Source organism: Massilia sp. UYP34, from assembly GCF_056279385.1.
This window is the reverse complement of the sequence record NZ_JBWBRF010000003.1, coordinates 303,373-320,491: the sequence shown is the minus strand read 5'-3', so window position 1 is coordinate 320,491 and position 17,119 is coordinate 303,373. Positions and strand designations below refer to the sequence as shown.

Here is a 17,119-nt window from a genome sequence, read left to right as displayed (position 1 = left end):
AAGGCGGGAACCCAAGTGTGCGTGCGTCAACACAGCGTTCAAATATATCGGCAACAGGACGAACTTGGGTTCCCGCCTGCGCGGGAACGACGCGCGCATGCTGCGCACTGGTGGGCGAGTTATTTGCCCAGCATCGACACCACGTTATCCGCCCCCGGCGCCCCGAACGCCTGCTGCTTGAGCACGTGCAGTTGGTCGCGCACCTGCGCCGCCTTCTCGAACTCGAGGTTCTTGGCATGGTCGACCATGAGCTTTTCGAGGCGCTTGATCTCCTTGCTGATCTGCTTCTCGCTCATCGACTCGACCTTGGCCGTCGCCGCATCCTCGTGCGCGCCCTCGACCATGGCCTTCTGCGCGGCGCTGCTGTACACGCCGTCGATCATTTCCTTGATCTTCTTCTGCACACCCTTCGGCGTGATGCCGTTGGCCTCGTTGAAGGCGATCTGCTTGGCGCGGCGGCGCTCGGTCTCGTCGATCGCGCGCCGCATCGAATCGGTGATCTGGTCGCAGTACAGGATCGCCACGCCGTTGAGGTTACGCGCGGCGCGGCCGATGGTCTGGATCAGCGAACGTTCGGAACGCAGGAAGCCCTCCTTGTCGGCGTCGAGCACCGCCACCAGCGACACCTCGGGCAAGTCCAGGCCCTCGCGCAGCAGGTTGATCCCGACCAGCACGTCGAAGGTGCCCAGGCGCAGGTCGCGCAGGATTTCGACCCGCTCGACCGTGTCGATGTCGCTGTGCAGGTAGCGCACCTTGATGCCGTGGTCGCCCAGGTACTCGGTGAGCTGCTCGGCCATGCGCTTGGTCAGCGTGGTCACCAGCACGCGCTCGTTCTTGGCGATGCGGTCGCTGATCTCGCTCATCAGGTCGTCGACCTGCGACAGGGCGGGGCGCACGATGATCTGCGGGTCGACCAGGCCGGTGGGGCGCACTACCTGCTCGACCACGTTGTCGGCCTTGCCCTGCTCGTAGTCGGCCGGTGTGGCCGACACAAAAATCGTCTGGCGCGCCTTGCTCTCGAATTCCTGGAATTTCAGCGGCCGGTTGTCCAGCGCCGACGGCAGGCGGAAGCCATAGTCGACCAGGTTCGTCTTGCGCGAACGGTCGCCGCTGTACATCGCGTTGAGCTGGCCGACCATCACGTGCGACTCGTCCATGAACATCAGCGCGTCTTTCGGCAGGTAGTCGATCAGGGTCGGCGGCGGTTCGCCCGGCATCGCGCCGGACAAGTGGCGCGAGTAGTTCTCGATGCCCTTGGTAAAGCCGATCTCGGCCATCATCTCGAGGTCGAAACGAGTGCGCTGTTCGAGGCGCTGTTCCTCGATCAGCTTGTTCTCCTTGCGGAAGTAGTCGAGGCGGTCGCGCAGTTCCGCCTTGATCGACTCGACCGCGCGCAGCACGGTGGAACGCGGGGTAACGTAGTGCGAGCCCGGATACACGGTAAAGCGCGGGATCTTCTGGCGCACTCGGCCCGTCAGCGGGTCGAACAGCTGGAGCGACTCGATCTCATCGTCGAACATCTCGACGCGGATCGCCAGTTCGGCATGCTCGGCCGGGAAGATGTCGATGGTGTCGCCGCGCACGCGGAACGAGCCGCGCGGGAAATCCATCTCGTTGCGGGTGTACTGCATCTGGATCAGGCGCGCGATGATGTCGCGCTGCGCCACCTTGTCCTTGTGGCGCAGGGTCAGGATCATCTTGTGGTATTCGTTCGGATTACCGATACCGTAGATCGCCGACACGGTGGCCACGATGACCACGTCGCGCCGTTCCATCAGCGACTTGGTGCACGACAGGCGCATCTGCTCGATGTGCTCGTTGATCGACGAGTCCTTTTCGATGAACAGGTCGCGCTGCGGCACATAGGCTTCGGGCTGGTAGTAATCGTAGTACGAGACGAAATACTCGACCGCGTTCTGCGGGAAGAATTCGCGAAACTCCGAATACAGCTGCGCCGCCAGCGTCTTGTTCGGTGCGAACACGATCGCCGGCCGGCCGGCGCGCGCGATCACGTTGGCCATCGTGTAGGTCTTGCCGGAGCCGGTCACGCCAAGCAGCGTCTGGTACGACAGCCCGTCGTTGATGCCTTCGATCAGGCCCTCGATCGCGGTCGGCTGGTCGCCGGCCGGCGGGAAGGGCTGGTGCAGCTTGAACGGCGAATCCGGAAAAGTGAGCACGGTGGAGTCGGTCGTCGATTCCGGAGAAGTTGCGATGGATAAATCAGCCATACTTACAGACCTTTGTTAGAATGAGAATCCGCTCGCGGCCTTGCAACACAAGGGGCCGCTGTCTATACAATTGCTAACCCCGCCGCTGTCAACCCAGCCGACACAAACGAGTTTATCACGATGACTTCCACTGCTTCTGCCAGCCTTTTTGGCGCCATTGAGATGGCCCCGCGCGACCCTATCCTGGGCATCACCGAAGCCTTCAATGCCGACACCAATCCCGCCAAGATCAATCTTGGCGTCGGTGTCTATTATGACGATAACGGCAAGGTGCCACTGTTGGAGTGCGTACAGAAAGCGGAAGCGAAACTGATGGCGCAGCCTGCGCCGCGCACCTACCTGCCGATCGAGGGCCTGGCGGCGTACGACAAGGCCGTGCAAGAACTGGTATTTGGTGCCGACAGCGCGGTTATTCAAGAGAAGCGTGCGATCACCGTGCAGGCCCTGGGCGGCACCGGCGCGCTCAAGATCGGCGCCGACTTCCTCAAGCGCTTCCTGCCGCACGCCGACGTCTACATCAGCGACCCGAGCTGGGAGAACCACCGCGCGCTGTTCGAAAGCGCGGGCTTCACCGTGCACAACTACGCCTACTACGACCCGAGCACCCGCGGCGTGAACTTCGACGGCATGCTGGCCGCGCTCAAGGCCATGCCTGCCGGCTCGATCGTGGTGCTGCACGCCTGCTGCCACAACCCGACCGGCGCCGACCTGTCGCAAGCGCAGTGGGACGAAGTGATCGCCGCCGTGCAGGCTGGCGGCCTGGTGCCGTTCCTGGACATGGCTTACCAGGGCTTCGCCAACGGCATCGACGAAGATGGCGCCGTCGTGCGCCGCTTCGCCGACACCGGCATGCCGCTCCTGGTGTCGAACTCGTTCTCGAAGTCGTTCTCGCTGTATGGCGAGCGCGTCGGCGCGCTGTCGATCGTCGCCACCAGCGGTGAAGAAGCAGCGCGCGTGCTGTCGCAACTGAAGCGCGTGGTGCGCACCAACTACTCGAACCCGCCGACCCATGGCGGCAAGGTCGTCGCGACCGTCCTGTCGACCCCCGAGTTGCGCAAGCTGTGGGAAGAAGAACTGGCCGGCATGCGCGTGCGCATCCGCGAAATGCGCGGCGCCATGGTCGAGAAGCTCAAGGCCAAGGCGCCGGAGCACGACTTCGAATTCGTGCGCCGGCAGGTCGGCATGTTCTCGTATTCGGGCCTGACCAAGGAGCAAGTGGGCAAGCTGCGCGAGCAATCGATCTACGCCGTGGACACCGGCCGCATCTGCGTCGCCGCGCTGAACTCGACCAATATCGATCGCGTCGTTGACGCGGTTGCCAAAGTTCTCTAAAATCCCGGCTCTCCGCAACTGCCACGGCAGGTGGGGAGAGCAGCAGGAGTGGCGGTTGCGGTCTGGGCAAATTTGACAGAAACGTTTCAGCAGCCATATAATGCAGCATCAATTCCCTGATAGCTCAGTTGGTAGAGCGACGGACTGTTAATCCGCAGGTCCCTGGTTCGAGTCCAGGTCGGGGAGCCAGAATACTGAAAAGGCCGCGTCGTGAGATGCGGCCTTTTTGCTTTGCGGCGCGCGGGGTGAGCGCCATTCGATCGTCACAGGAGATTCGCGTGAAGCAACTGCCGAAAAGCCATGCCACCCTGATCGAGGGGCAGATGTTCCGCTTGATGAAGTCGGGGCGCGGCAAGCCGTCGATCGTGCTGATCAATGGCGCGGGCGGCCCGCTCGACGGCTGGTACAAGCTGTATCCCGAGATCGAGCAATTGGGCACGGTGTTCGCCTACGATCGGCCCGGCGTGGGCGGCAGTCCCAAGCCGCGCGAGGCGCAGTATGGCGAGACCGTGGTGGCCCAGCTGCGCCTGCTGCTGCAGGCGGCCGGCGTCGAGCCGCCGTTCGTGCTGGTCGGCCACTCCTTCGGCGGCTTGCATGCGAACCTGTTCGCGCGCGCCTTCGCCGACGAAGTGGTCGGCGTGTTGTTCCTGGAAGCCACCGCGCCGGACGATGTCACGACGCTCAAGGGATTCCAGTCGCCGCTGCAGCGCGGCTTCATCAAGCTGCTCGACCGGATGTCGCCGCGCGATCAATTCGACGAGATCAGGCACGAATTCGAGACCGTGAAGGACATCCAGGAAGCGCCGGCGTTTCCGCCGGTGCCGGTGACGGTGTTGTCGGGCACCAAGCGCCTGCCGCGCTGGATGGTGCCGGCCGCCCTGGTGCGCGCGCGTGAGCGCTCCCAGCTGGCGCTGGCTGCCTTGTCGCCGCTGGGCGAGCGCATCGAGGCGCGGCGCAGCGCCCACTTCCCGCAGCTGACCGAGCCGGAGCTGGTGCTGGACGCCTTGAAGCGGCTGGTCGCGCGCGCGACCGCCTAGTTTCACGTGTTTTCGTCGTGTGGGCACTTGCGAAATCGAAAACAGCAGGTATAATGCGGCCTCCTTTCCCTGATAGCTCAGTTGGTAGAGCGACGGACTGTTAATCCGCAGGTCCCTGGTTCGAGTCCAGGTCGGGGAGCCAGAACACGAGAAGGGCCGCATGCGAATGCGGCCCTTTTTGCATGGAGCTTGCGCGGCAGGCGCGAAGCGCCATCTCGCCCTCTTCCCGTCAGCGCCTCCACGAACAGGCTGAAATTCGAGATCAACCTGTTCGGCGCGATGAGTTCGGTGCTGTCGTTCAGCGCTTGCCGGACACCGGCTTGACCTTCGATGCCGCGTCCAGCGCACGCCGGCGCGCGGTGTCGACGTCGTCGGCGGTGGCCAGCGCCACGCCCATGCGGCGGCGCGCGAACGATTCCGGCTTGCCGAACAGGCGCAGGTCGGCGCCCGGCACGCGCAGCGCCTCGGCCACGCCCTCGAAGGCGATGCCGGCTTCGTCCAGCTGGCCATAGATCACGCTCGATGCGCCTGGCGCGCGCAATGCCGTGTTCACCGGCAGGCCGAGGATGGCCTTGGCGTGCAGCTCGAATTCGCTCTGCACCTGGCTCGCCATCGTCACCATGCCGGTGTCGTGCGGGCGCGGGCTCACTTCCGAGAACCACACCATGTCGCCCTTGACGAACAGCTCGACGCCAAACACGCCCAGGCCGCCCAGGTTGGCGGTGACCTTGGCCGCGATGTCGCGCGCGCGCTCGAGCGCCAGCGGCTGCATCGGATGCGGTTGCCACGATTCGACGTAGTCTCCCTGCACCTGCTTGTGCCCGATCGCCTCGCAGAAGTTCGTTTCGATCTTGCCGTCGGCGCCCAGCGAACGCACGGTCAGCAGGGTGATCTCGTAGTCGAAATCGATGAACCCTTCGGCGATCACGCGGCCGGCGTCGACCCGGCCGCCCGCGGCGGCGTAGTCCCACGCATCCTGCACGTCGGCGGCCGAATCGAGCTTCGACTGGCCCTTGCCGGACGACGACATCACCGGCTTGACCACGCAGGGAAAGCCGACCGCTTCGCACGCTTCCTGGAGCTGCGCCAGGCTGCTGGCGAAACGGTAGGGCGAGGTCGCCAGGCCCAGCTCCTCTGCTGCCAGGCGGCGGATGCCTTCGCGGTTCATGGTCAGCTGGGCCGCGCGCGCGGTCGGGATGCAGGTGATGCGGCCCGCGGCCTCGAGTTCGGCCAGCTTGTCGGTGGCGATCGCCTCGATCTCGGGCACCACCAGGTCGGGCCGTTCGCGCTCGATCAGCGCCTGCAGCGCGGCGCCGTCGGTCATGTCGATCACGTGCGCGCGGTGCGCCACCTGGTGGCCGGGCGCGTTCGGGTAGCGGTCGACGGCGATCACTTCGACGCCCAGGCGTTGCAGGGCGATGATCACTTCCTTGCCGAGCTCGCCGGAGCCGAGCAGCATGACTTTGGTTGCGGACGGGGAGAGCGGGGTGCCGAGGGGGCGGGGAGTGGTCATGGTTGGTCCAGGTAAAGTAGCAGGCCGCGCGCGGCAAAGCCGAAACTATAGCAAAGCACGCGGCGCCGGATCGGGCGGCGGCCCGATTCGCAAGTTGCACTGGTCAAACTGCAAACGCCCGGCTATAATATTGCCTCAATTCCCTGATAGCTCAGTTGGTAGAGCGACGGACTGTTAATCCGCAGGTCCCTGGTTCGAGTCCAGGTCGGGGAGCCAGAACAAGAGAAGGGCCGCATGCGAGTGCGGCCCTTTTTGCTTTTGGCAGCGCCCTCACGCCGCCGCGCGCGGCGTCTCCTGCCGTTTTGCGCGCCGTTGCAGTCGCCGTTGCAATAACTCGTGGATCGCCATCCCCGCCACCATCGCCAGGAAGAACAGCAGCGGCTTGACGCCGCCCACCAGGACCGACGCCACCGCCGGCCCGGGACAATACCCCGCCAGTCCCCAGCCGGCGCCGAACGCCAGGCTGCCCATCAGCAGCCGGCGGTCGATACGGGTCGCTGCCGGCAACTGCAGCGGCTCGCCGAGCAGGGAGCGGCGCCGGCGCCGCGCGAGCGCGTAGGCCGGCATGGCGGCCAGCAGCGCGCCGCCCATCACGATGCCGAGCGACGGATCCCAGGCGCCGGCCAGGTCGAGAAAGGCCAGCACCTTGGCCGGATCGGTCATTCCAGACAGGATCAGCCCGGTCCCGAACAGCAGGCCGGCCCACAGGGCGAACAGGATCTTCATGGGGCGCTCCCGAACACATGGCGCAGCAGGTAGACGACGGCGAAGCCGGCGCCCATGAAGGCAACGGTCGCCGCCAGCGAGCGCGTTGATCCGCGCGCGATGCCGCACACGCCGTGTCCGCTGGTGCAGCCGCCGCCGTAGCGGGTGCCGATGCCGACCAGCAGGCCGGACGCGATCAGGGCCGGCCAGCCCGCATCGACCTCCACCGGCGGCAACGTCGCCGCCAGCGTGTAGAGCAGGGGAGCGCAGGCCAGTCCGGCGAGAAACGCCAGGCGCCAGCCGGTCTCGCCGGGCGCCGGCCGCAGCAAGCCGCCCAGGATGCCGCTGACGCCGGCGATGCGCCCGTTGAACAGCAGCAGGCCGCCTGCCGCCAGACCGACCAGCAGCCCGCCGGCCAGCGCCGACCACGGCGTAAAAGCGACCCAGTCGATGTCCATCGCATCCCCCGATCCACATTGGACCGCGGATGCGCGCAGAAGTTATCGTTGGCCTATCGCTCAGCGGCTCTTTTTCTTGTTGGACGGGTAAGTGCGGGTGTAGAACTCCGGCGGCTTTTTCGCCACCCAGGCGATAAAACTTGCGATATCTTCATGTCGGCGCAGCGCTTCCCAGGTATGGTAAGTTTGCAGTAGCTCGCGTTCGGTAAATGCCGAGTGAATCTTGCGATGGCAAATCTTGTGGATCGCAAACTGTTCCTTGCCCTTGAATGTCTTCGGGATCAAGTGGTGGCGGTCGATATTGACGGTTCCCAGGATGCGTTCGCACAGCGGACAGAGGTTGGCAACCACGGTTTGCTCCGGTTGTTTTTGCTTGCTCAATCGGATATGGTGCGTAATCATGGGGTGCACAAGACTTGTCCCGCTGTTTTCAATTCGGAACTGGCGTCAATTTCCACTTGTTAAATGATATTGAGGTAAAATTAACCTTACACGTTTGCAATAACGTTTTACCATCATTCCTGAAAGCGACGCCGTTGCATGATCGAAGACGACTCCACCCGCTGCTCCGTGCTGTTGATCGATGATGAATCGTTTGCGCAGGACATCATCGCCCATGGCCTGAAGGGTTGTGCCGGTCACCAGTTGATGTACGAATCCAGCCCCGAGCGCGCCGTGGAGGTGGCCCGGCAGATCGACGCGACCGTGGTGCTGGTCGACCTGCGCATGCCCGGCGGCCTCGACGGCTTCTCGGTGATCGCCCGGCTGCGCGCCCATCCCGACACCGAAGACCTCCCGGTCATCCTGCTCTCGTCCGAGGACGATCCCGACATCAAGGCCAAGGCCTTCGCCATCGGCGCCAGCGACTACATGGTCAAGTGGCCTGATCCGCGCGAGCTGGTGGCGCGCGTGCGCCACCACAGCAGCGCCTGCATCGCGCGGCGCGAGCGCGACCAGGCGTTCGCCTCGCTGCGCCGCAGCCAGGAAGAGCTGGCCGCCAGCCAGTCGGCGCTGCAGCAGGCGCAGAAGATGGAAGCGATCGGCCAGCTCACCGGCGGCGTCGCCCACGATTTCAATAACGTGCTGCAGATCATCGGCGGCAACCTGCAACTGCTCAAGCTGGTCGGCAACCTGAACGAAGCGGCGCAGGCGCGGGTCGAGATGGCGTTGTCGGGCGTGGAGCGCGGCGCCAAGCTGGCCGCGCACCTGCTCGCCTTCGCGCGCCGCCAGCCGCTGCAATCGGTGGTGATCGATCCCGGCCACCTGCTGCGCGAGATGGACGATATGGCGCGCCGCGTGCTCGGCGCCAGCACCCTGGTGCGCACCGAGATCGCGCCTGGCCTCGGCAGCACCATGATCGACCCGAACCAGCTCAATAATGTGCTGCTGAACCTGGTCATCAATGCGCGCGACGCCATGCCCGATGGCGGCACGCTCACCATCCGCGGGGCCAACATCGGCGGCGACGACGAATTGCCGCCCGAAGTGCCGCACAACGATTACGTGATGCTCGAGATCGCCGATACCGGCAAGGGCATGCCGCCCGATGTGCTGCGGCGCGCCTTCGAGCCGTTCTTCACCACCAAGCCGACCGGTCAGGGAACCGGGCTGGGTCTGTCGATGGCGTATGGTTTCGTGAAACAGTCGGGCGGCGAGATCGTGCTGCACAGCGAACCGGGCAAGGGCAGCAGCGTGCGCATCTACCTGCCGCGCAGCCGTTCGGCGCCGGCGGCGAGCGAGGAGCCGTCGCCGCACCTGCCGCTGGCCGGCGGCCTGGAGACCATTCTCGTGGTCGAGGACGAACCGAACGTGCGCTCGTCGACCTGCGGCATCCTGTCCGCGCTGGGCTACGAGGTGCTGGAAGCGGCCAATGCGGCCGAGGCGGCCCGGATCATCGAGACCGGCCGCCATATCGACCTGGTGTTTACCGACGTGATCATGCCGGGACCGGTCAGCAGCCTGCAGCTGGGCGAGATCGTGCACCGCCATCTGCCGGAGTGCCAGGTGCTGTACACCTCGGGCTATGCCGAGGGCGTGCTGGCGCATGAGGGCAAGCTGGACTCGTCGGTCCACCTGCTGCAAAAACCCTACCACCCGGACGCGCTCAGCGCGCGCATCCGTCACCTGCTGCGGCGCGCCAGGCGCGCCGTGAACCGGCCGTCAGCGCCGACTCACTTCGGCTTGATGTAGCGGCGCGAGCCTGGCGGCGGTTCGTTGAGCACCGCCCAGAAGATGCCGAGGTCGCCGATCGCGCGCACGAACTCGTTGAATTCCACCGGCTTGACGACGTAGGCGTTCACGCCCAGCTGGTAGCTGCGCACCACGTCCTGTTCTTCCTTGGACGAGGTCAGCATCACCACCGGCACCGCCTTCAGTGCCTCGGTCTGCCGGATTTCCTTGAGTACTTCGAGTCCGTCGACCTTGGGCAGCTTGAGGTCGAGCAGGATCACGGCCGGGCTGCCGAGCTGGCGCTGGGCGAACTCGCCGCGGCGCTTCAGGTAGTCGAGCGCTTCCGCGCCGTCGCGCACGACCACGACTTCGTTGGCGAGCTGGCTCTTCGACAGTGCGATGAGCGTCAGCTCCAGATCATGGGGATTGTCTTCCACCAGGAGGATAGGCTTGAGCATGAATATCGCCTTAGTTGGATGCGTATTTTTTTGGAAGGCTGAAGGAGAACGTTGCCCCTTCGCCGGGTGTTGAATTGGCCCAGGCATGGCCATTGTGGCGCTCGACGATGCGCCTGACATTGGCCAGGCCGATGCCGGTGCCCTGGAAGTCTTCCATGCGGTGCAGGCGCTGGAATACGCCGAACAGCTTGTGCACGTAGTCCATATTGAAGCCGGCGCCGTTGTCGGCCACGTGGAATACGTGGTCGTCGCCGGCGTCCTCGCACCAGACCCGGATCACGGCCTGTTCGCGCTCGCCGGTGAACTTGACCGCGTTCGACAGCAGGTTGAACATCGCCAGGTGCAGGAAGCCGGGATCGGCGAACACCACCGGCAGGCGATCGATGTGCCAGTCGACCTTGCGCTGCCCGATGTCGATGTCCAGCTTGTCGATGCAGCCCGAGACCAGTTCGGTCATGTCGACGTGGGTCGGGCGCAGGGCCGCGCGGCCCATCTGCGAGAACGACAGCAAGTCATCGACGAGCTTGCCAGCCAGGCGGGCCGACTGTTTGATATTCGTCAAAAAACGCTCGCGCATGGCGGCGTCCTCGCTGCCGGCCGATTCGATCAACAGGTCGGAGAAACCGACGATATGGCGCAGCGGCGCACGCAGGTCGTGCGAGACCGAATACGAAAACGCCTCGAGTTCCTTGTTGGCGCGGCCCAGTTCCTCGGCCAGTTCGGCCATCTGCTCGGCGCGCTCGAGCGCGATGCCCAGCAGCGCGCTGCGAAATTCGATCGCCAGCTCGATCTCGGCCGCGTGCCAGGGCAGGCTGTAGCCGTGGATGGTCTCGCGCCAGGCTGCGAAGCTCTGGCGCGGCGAGAGCCGGGGGAGGGCGGGCGTCGACGCCTGCTTTTCATAGGGGTTGCCGGCCCATTCGACGGTCTGCACCAGCTCCGGGCGGAACCACAGCAGATAGTGCTGGTGGATGCGCGAGATCGGCAGCGCCAGCAGGCCGCTGGCAACGCGCGTCAGTTCGCTGGCCGGCGCATACGCTTCGGCCAGATGGTTGGTATGGAACAGCTCGGTGTGGCCGTGCACGGCGAGCCAGGTGGACAGCGCGCGGATCGCCTGCTCGTCCGGCGTCTCGCCATACGTCAGGATGCGGTCGTCCACCACGATCGCCACGCCGCCGGCGCGTGCGAAGCGCAGCAATTCGGGGAACACGCCGCTCAGGTTGTCGATGAAGTCGGCGCCCTTGGTGAGGTGGCCCAGCACCTCGACCATGATGCGGCGCACGTCGAGGCGGAACTGCAGTTCGGCGCCGTCTTCGCGCGTTTCGATGCACAGTGCGAGCAGTTGGCCCAATTGCTCGCAGGCGGTGCGCTTTTCGACCGGCACCGGGCAGGGGGTGGCGTTATGGCAGGAGATCAGGCCCCACAGCTTGCCCTTGACGATCAGCGACACCGACATCGACGCCAGCGTGCCCATGTTGCGCATGTATTGCAGGTGCACCGGCGAGACGCTGCGCAATGCGGCGAACGACAAGTCGTTGCGGGCGCCGGTGACTGGGTTGTCGCCCGGAACCAGTGGCGCCGGGTCGTAGTCCGCATTCTGGATCAGGCGGATCGGCGACAGGGCATACAGCTCGCGCGCCTGGGCCGGGATGTCGCTGGCCGGGAACGACTGATTCATGTACGAATCGTAGTCGGCCGCCTTCGACTCGGCCACCACGCGGCCATGACCGCTGGCATCGAACTGGTAGACCATCACGCGGCCATAGCCGGTCATCAGGCGTACGTGGCGTGCGGCCAGGTCGGACAGGGCGGGAATCGAGGCGTGATCGTTGACCTTGGCGAGGAAGTCGCTGATCAGGGGATACAGGTGGCGGAAGTCGGCCGGATGGGCGCGCTCGACGGCTTCGAATTCGGCGATCACCACGCCGTCCCACAGGTGGCCCAGCACATCGAAATGATTACCGTTCGGAAGGGTCACCGTGCCGAGATAGGTCGGGCGCTGACCGAGGGTGTCGCTGCCCAGCTCGAGCGCCACGCGTGCGCTGGCGTCCGGTCCGATCACGTCGGCCAGCGGTTTGCCGATCGCGTGCTGGACGTCGACGCCCGTGAAGCTGGCAAGGTTGGCGCTGGCCTGATGCACGTCGAGCGCTGGCGACAGGGTCAGCATGAAGCCATGCGGCTGGATACTGCCGGGCGTGCGAATTGCTTCCTTGTCGCAGCCGATCAGGTCGAGTTGGTCAGGGAGGGCTTGGGTCATGAGGCTGTAAAGGAACAAGCGAAAGACATACCCTATTGTATCGCGAAAGTCATAGCGGTTTTGATACTGAGCCGTTATTTCCCATAGGCAAAAGGATGGGTTGTCATCGCAGGTGCGGCCCATGGAACCCCGGTATCCCTGCGCCCGCACATGGTCGAATCGTGTATTGCCGTAGATCAGATGTATCATAGGCTACTTTTTCGGCTCAGCAGACAGGAAGCCGCACGGCCCCATGGACACTTCACGACCCGTCAAGCAACCGCTGACCGACGAGCAGCGCTTTCAATACCTGATTACCGGCATCAGCGATTACGCGATCTACATGCTCGATCCGCAGGGATACGTCAACAGCTGGAATGCCGGCGCCCAGCGCTTCAAGGGCTATCTCGAGCACGAGATCCTGCAGCAGCATTTCTCCCGTTTCTACACTCCCGAGGACCGCACCGCCGACCTGCCGGCGCAGGCGCTGGCCCACGCCCTGGCCCACGGCCGCTACGGATCCGAAGGCTGGCGTGTGCGCAAGGACGGCGGCCGCTTCTGGGCCCACGTGGTGATCGATCCGATCCGCGACAACCAGGGCGCACTGATCGGCTATGCCAAGATCACGCGCGACGTCACCGAGAAGAAGCAGGCCGAAGACCTGCTGCGCGAGAGCGAGCAGCGCTTCCGCCTGCTGGTGCAGGGCGTGACCGACTATGCGATCTACATGCTCACGCCGGAGGGCGTGGTGTCGAACTGGAACCTGGGCGCCGAGCGCATCAAGGGCTACAGCCACGACGACATCGTCGGCCACCACTTCTCGCTGTTCTACACCGACGAAGACCGCCTGCGCGGCCTGCCGGCGCGCGCGCTGGCGACAGCCGGCGACGTCGGCCGCTACGAGGCCGAAGGCTGGCGCGTGCGCAAGGACGGCACCCGGTTCTGGGCCAACGTCGTGATCGACGCCATCCGTGGCGACGACGCGCGCCTGCTGGGCTATGCCAAGATCACGCGCGACCTGACCGAGAAGAAGGCGGCGGCCGAGGCGCTCGACAAGGCCCAGGCGGCGCTGTTCCAGGCCCAGAAGATGGAGTCGATCGGCCAGCTCACCGGCGGCATCGCGCACGACTTCAACAACCTGCTGTCGGTGATCTCGAGCGGCCTCGAGCTGCTGGGCATGCAGCGCAGCCCGGGCGACGACGCCAAGACCCTCGACAGCATGCGGCGCGCGATCGACCGCGGCGCCACGCTCACCCAGCAATTGCTGGCCTTCGCGCGCCAGCAGCCGCTGGAACCCGAGACGCGCAACGTCAACCGCATCCTCAGCGGCTTCGAATCGGTGCTGCGCCGCGCCGCCAATTCGTCGATCGACTTCGTGCTCGAGCTCGATCCCGGGGCGCCGAACGTCGTGATCGACGCCGCGCGGCTGGAGTCGGCGGTGCTGAACCTGGTGGTCAATGCGCGCGACGCGATGCCGGGCGGCGGGCGCATCGTGGTCGAAACGGCGGGCCTGGCGCTGGCCGAGGGCGAACACGCGGTGCTGGCGGCCGGCCCCTGGCTGCGCCTGAGCGTGACCGATAACGGCACCGGCATGGCGCCGGAGACCATCGCGCGCGCGTTCGAACCCTTCTTCACCACCAAGGAGCTCGGCAAGGGCACGGGCCTGGGCCTGTCGCAGGTGTACGGCTTCATCAAGCAGTCGGGCGGCGAGGTGACCATCGAGAGCACGCTGGGCAAGGGCACCAGCATCATCATCTGGCTGCCGGCCGTGACCGCGAACGCGCACGACCTGGCCGAGATCGAGACCGAGACCGTGCTGATCGTCGAGGACGAGCCCGATCTGCTGGACGTCGCGTCCTCGCTGTTCCAGAGCATGGGCTACGACGTGATGACCGCCGCCAGCGGCAACGACGCCCTGACCCTGCTGGCCAGCCGCGACGTCGACATCCTGTTTACCGACGTGGTGATGCCGAACGGTATGAACGGCATCGAGCTGGCCGCCTACACGCGCAGCCACTACCCGAACGTGAAGGTGATGCTGGCCTCGGGCTATCCGCAGCCGGCATTGAAGCTCGACCGCTCGCGGCTGGGGGAGTTCGCCTTCGTCAGCAAGCCGTACCGGCTGTCGGATCTGGCCAGGAGCCTGCGCCGCACGCATTGAGACCCTGACGAAGGGGCCTCGTCGCCGTGCGGTGCGAATGGACGCGCGCTCGGCGCAAGCCTGGCGGCGAGGCCGACAGCACGCCTGTAAGTACGGCCTGTAAGCGTGCCTTTCAGCACGCCTGAAAGCGGCCGCTCCGCCGGCGAGGCGCCTCGCCGGCGGCGTCACAGCGCAAAGATGATGTCGCTGATCTGCTCATAGAGCTTGTCGGCCGACGGTCCCTGGTTGGGCCAGTTCAGGATGTCGAAGTGGTCGTAGCCCTTGTAGTTGCCCAGGAAATTCCATGTTCCGCGCACGGCCGTGCCGTCGTAGTCGCGCGCCGGGTGGCCATTGGGTGCGCGCATGCTGATCGTGTTGACCACGCCGTCGTTCGAGAACCAGTCGCTGTCGATGCGCACCCGGTTGGGCAGGTCGACGGTGTAGCTGCCCATGCCGCGCTGCGCCACCGACGGCACGATCCATTCGCCGGCGAAGGATTTGAAATAGGGGATCATGTCGGCGCGCGCATACTGGAACAGCGTGGTCTGGACCGGGGCGACGATGCGATCGGTGCCGTTGCAGCACCAGGCGCCGCCCTCGGTGGCCACCGTGCCGACCGAAAAATAATAGATGTGCGGGGAGGTGCGCGCCCACAGGTTGAATTCGCGCGCGCCGTCCGGCGCCAGTTCCCAGCCCGCCACCCGGTGCCCGAGCACGTCGCGCAGCGGCAGGCGCAGGCCCGGCAGGATGTTGAAGACGGCATCGGTCAGGGTGGTGCCGTTGTGCGGCGCCGAGATCGTGGCCGCGCTGCGGATCCAGCCGACCTTGCCGCCCTTGAACAGTTCGCCGTCGCCTTCGTCCTGGGGCGAGCCGTGTTCCAGCAGTTCGATCAGCGCCCGGATCGTGGTGCCGCCCTGGCTGTGCCCGATCAGGTGGATCGGGTGGTCCTGGTCCCAGGCCGGATACAGGGCCAGCGGATAGTCTTGCGGGTTATTGCGCGGATCGGCGGCCCAACATTTGCCGGGCGGCTTTTGTACCTGGCCCGGCAAGCCGTGGTCGCGCACATGGGCCTTGCCATAATCGACGCAGCCACCCTTGATCTGGGCATACAGGTCGGCCGCGCGGTCCCAGTTGGACGAGATCGGGCCGACCGCGGCGGCGAACACGGCGTGCGGACCGCGGTAGATCTGCATCTGCGAGGCGATGTCGCCGTAGCCGCCCCAGTAGTTGAACCCGCTGTGCTGGAATTCCTCGGGCCCGAAGCCGAGGAAACCGTGGACGAGGATGACGGGATAGTTGTTCGCGGCGCTACAGGCGGGAGCGGCGAACATGCCCAGTGCGGCCAGCAGGGCGGCGCAGGCGCGAGCGAATCGAACCATCTGGCTTCTCCGATAAAAAGCGTCAAGCACATTGTCGGAGGTAGGACGACGGTCGGGTTTGCGCTGTGTCGACCGGTGGCAAGGGAATTAAACTTCACGCATGGAAACATGCGCATGCCGCTTGACAACGCCGTGTCAGATTCCTGCATGCATCATCTCATGGATGACGCACCCGATCAGCGCGCCGTGGTGCTGCCGACCGACGTGGTCGGGTCCGATCCGGCCGTCGCCGCCGGGGTGGCGCCCGGCAGCGGCGTGGCCGATGCGGTGGCCGCCGCCTTCTCGACCTGTTCCAGACGCCCGTCGGTCCACACCACGTAGTCGTCGACCGAGTACAGGCGGCACGGATGCTTGCTCTTGGCCGAGCAGGTGGCCAGCGCGCGGCCTTCCGGGTCTTCTCCTTCCTCGGCCCAGGTCCAGCCGCCGCTTGGCGACACGGCGAAGGCGCGCGGCGTCATCTTGGTCAGGTATTCGCGGTAGGCGCGGCGCCCGTGCTCGGACAGGAAGGGCACGGCGTCGACGTCGTCGACCCCGGCGTAATCGGTGCGCGGCTGGCTCGGCAGAGGCGCAACGTCGACCACGACCGCGGTCGGCATGCCGATCTCCTGCAGGAAGCGTTCGGTGTCGGCCAGCCATACTTTCTCGCCGTCGCGGCTGGCCAGCATGCCGTGGGCATCGCGCTTGAACGCCGGGAATTCCACCAGGCGGCCGCGGCCGCCTGCCTGGACGTAGGAGGCGTGCATGCGTCCGGCCAGTTCCGGCCCGAACAGCGAGTCGTTCTGGCCATACATCCACAGGCTCGGCAACCTGGATTTGGCGCCGTATTCGGCGAACGCCGACACCAGCTGCGAGCGCCAGGCGCAGCGGTCGCTGTCGTCGCGCAGGCCGCCGGCGAAGTTGATCAGGCCACGCACGCCCGGCACCGCTTCGGTGCCGAGGGCGATCGTGGCCAGGCCGCCATACGACTGGCCGGCCACCACCATGCGCTCGCCATCGACCCAGGGCTGGCGGCGCGCGTAATCGAGGGTCGCGCGGATGTCTTCGGCTTGCGTATAGCCGTTGGCCGTCATGTTGCAGCCATGGTCGCGGTAGCGGCCGCCCGACTTCGAGAAGCCCTGGCGCATCGGCACCATCACCGCATAGCCGCGCTTGACGAAGGCGCTGGCCATGTAATAGAAGCGGTCACGCGGCTGCAGGCTGGGGCGGCCGGAATCCTTGCCATGGTTGATGACGATCAGCGGAAAGGGACCGGGGCCGCTCGGCTGGAACACGGTGGTCTCGAGCGTGACCCCGCCGTCGCCGGCGGGCACCTGGACGACGTGCTCGTTCATGCGGTGATCGAGCTGGTTGGTGGCAGCCGCGGCGGGCAGTTCCTGCAGGTGGGCCAGCGCCGGCAGCATGGCCAGCGCGGCAATCGACGCGGAGATCAGGGTACGGACAGACGGTGTTCTCGACATGGATGACTCT

At 65.7% G+C, this 17,119-nt stretch carries 13 protein-coding genes and 3 tRNA genes; 7 read left to right on the top strand and 9 right to left on the bottom strand.

Annotated elements, in window-relative coordinates:
- Positions 1–119: 119 nt before the first annotated feature.
- Positions 120–2,228: an excinuclease ABC subunit UvrB gene (uvrB, locus tag ACZ9AQ_RS08105; RefSeq protein ID WP_429203250.1), complete on the bottom strand. Its 2,109-nt coding sequence runs from the start codon at positions 2,226–2,228 to the stop codon at positions 120–122.
- A 120-nt stretch (positions 2,229–2,348) separates the two neighbouring features.
- Between uvrB and ACZ9AQ_RS08100 the strand changes: the two genes are divergently transcribed.
- The 4 genes from ACZ9AQ_RS08100 to ACZ9AQ_RS08085 all read left to right on the top strand — a co-directional run bounded on the left by ACZ9AQ_RS08100 (position 2,349) and on the right by ACZ9AQ_RS08085 (position 4,739).
- The gene (locus tag ACZ9AQ_RS08100; RefSeq protein WP_429203249.1) at positions 2,349–3,560 is read left to right on the top strand and encodes an amino acid aminotransferase; all 1,212 of its coding nucleotides are present in this window, start codon (positions 2,349–2,351) and stop codon (positions 3,558–3,560) included.
- A 113-nt stretch (positions 3,561–3,673) separates the two neighbouring features.
- A tRNA-Asn gene (locus ACZ9AQ_RS08095) sits at positions 3,674–3,749 on the top strand.
- A gap of 89 nt (positions 3,750–3,838) precedes the next feature.
- Entirely contained in the window at positions 3,839–4,597 is a 759-nt protein-coding gene (locus ACZ9AQ_RS08090) for an alpha/beta fold hydrolase (protein ID WP_429203248.1), read from the top strand.
- Between the two features lie 66 nt (positions 4,598–4,663).
- Positions 4,664–4,739: transfer RNA gene (locus ACZ9AQ_RS08085), tRNA-Asn, on the top strand.
- 156 nt (positions 4,740–4,895) lie between these two features.
- Here the strand turns inward: ACZ9AQ_RS08085 and purT are convergent.
- Positions 4,896–6,110 carry a formate-dependent phosphoribosylglycinamide formyltransferase gene (gene purT, locus ACZ9AQ_RS08080; protein WP_429203247.1) on the bottom strand — a complete coding sequence of 405 codons (1,215 nt, stop codon included), beginning with the start codon at positions 6,108–6,110 and terminating at the stop codon, positions 4,896–4,898.
- Positions 6,111–6,250: 140 nt separating this feature from the next.
- Between purT and ACZ9AQ_RS08075 the strand changes: the two genes are divergently transcribed.
- Positions 6,251–6,326 (top strand) — tRNA-Asn (locus ACZ9AQ_RS08075).
- Positions 6,327–6,380: 54 nt separating this feature from the next.
- On the opposite strand, the gene ACZ9AQ_RS08070 is transcribed toward ACZ9AQ_RS08075, so the two are convergent.
- Genes ACZ9AQ_RS08070 through ACZ9AQ_RS08060 form a run of 3 tightly spaced genes read right to left on the bottom strand, consistent with a single transcriptional unit; the run spans position 6,381 to position 7,654 of the window.
- A complete protein-coding gene (locus ACZ9AQ_RS08070) occupies positions 6,381–6,836 on the bottom strand; it encodes a DUF6691 family protein (RefSeq protein WP_429203246.1) in 456 nt (151 codons plus the stop codon).
- A complete protein-coding gene (locus tag ACZ9AQ_RS08065; RefSeq protein WP_429203245.1) occupies positions 6,833–7,273 on the bottom strand; it encodes a YeeE/YedE family protein in 441 nt (146 codons plus the stop codon). Before ACZ9AQ_RS08065 ends, ACZ9AQ_RS08070 begins: the two co-directional genes overlap by 4 nt.
- Positions 7,274–7,333: 60 nt before the next feature.
- Positions 7,334–7,654, bottom strand: a complete 321-nt coding sequence (locus ACZ9AQ_RS08060; protein WP_429203244.1) for a hypothetical protein — start codon at positions 7,652–7,654, stop codon at positions 7,334–7,336.
- A gap of 159 nt (positions 7,655–7,813) precedes the next feature.
- Between ACZ9AQ_RS08060 and ACZ9AQ_RS08055 the strand changes: the two genes are divergently transcribed.
- On the top strand, positions 7,814–9,463 hold the full coding sequence (locus ACZ9AQ_RS08055; RefSeq protein WP_429203243.1) for a response regulator: 1,650 nt from the start codon (positions 7,814–7,816) through the stop codon (positions 9,461–9,463).
- On the opposite strand, the gene ACZ9AQ_RS08050 is transcribed toward ACZ9AQ_RS08055, so the two are convergent.
- Positions 9,445–9,900 (bottom strand): response regulator, encoded by a 456-nt coding sequence (locus tag ACZ9AQ_RS08050; protein WP_429203242.1) that lies wholly within the window; start codon positions 9,898–9,900, stop codon positions 9,445–9,447. The genes ACZ9AQ_RS08055 and ACZ9AQ_RS08050 overlap by 19 nt on opposite strands.
- 10 nt (positions 9,901–9,910) lie before the next feature.
- Positions 9,911–12,154, bottom strand: coding sequence for an ATP-binding protein (locus tag ACZ9AQ_RS08045; protein WP_429203241.1), 2,244 nt, complete (start codon positions 12,152–12,154; stop codon positions 9,911–9,913).
- A 232-nt stretch (positions 12,155–12,386) separates the two neighbouring features.
- Here ACZ9AQ_RS08045 and ACZ9AQ_RS08040 point away from each other — a divergent pair, with 232 nt between their 5' ends.
- Positions 12,387–14,294 (top strand): hybrid sensor histidine kinase/response regulator, encoded by a 1,908-nt coding sequence (locus tag ACZ9AQ_RS08040; RefSeq protein WP_429203240.1) that lies wholly within the window; start codon positions 12,387–12,389, stop codon positions 14,292–14,294.
- Between the two features lie 164 nt (positions 14,295–14,458).
- Here the strand turns inward: ACZ9AQ_RS08040 and ACZ9AQ_RS08035 are convergent, their stop codons facing one another.
- Both ACZ9AQ_RS08035 and ACZ9AQ_RS08030 read right to left on the bottom strand, forming a co-directional pair.
- Entirely contained in the window at positions 14,459–15,652 is a 1,194-nt protein-coding gene (locus tag ACZ9AQ_RS08035; protein WP_429203239.1) for an esterase/lipase family protein, read from the bottom strand.
- A gap of 176 nt (positions 15,653–15,828) precedes the next feature.
- Positions 15,829–17,109: a dienelactone hydrolase family protein gene (locus tag ACZ9AQ_RS08030; RefSeq protein WP_429203238.1), complete on the bottom strand. Its 1,281-nt coding sequence runs from the start codon at positions 17,107–17,109 to the stop codon at positions 15,829–15,831.
- Positions 17,110–17,119 lie beyond the last annotated feature (10 nt).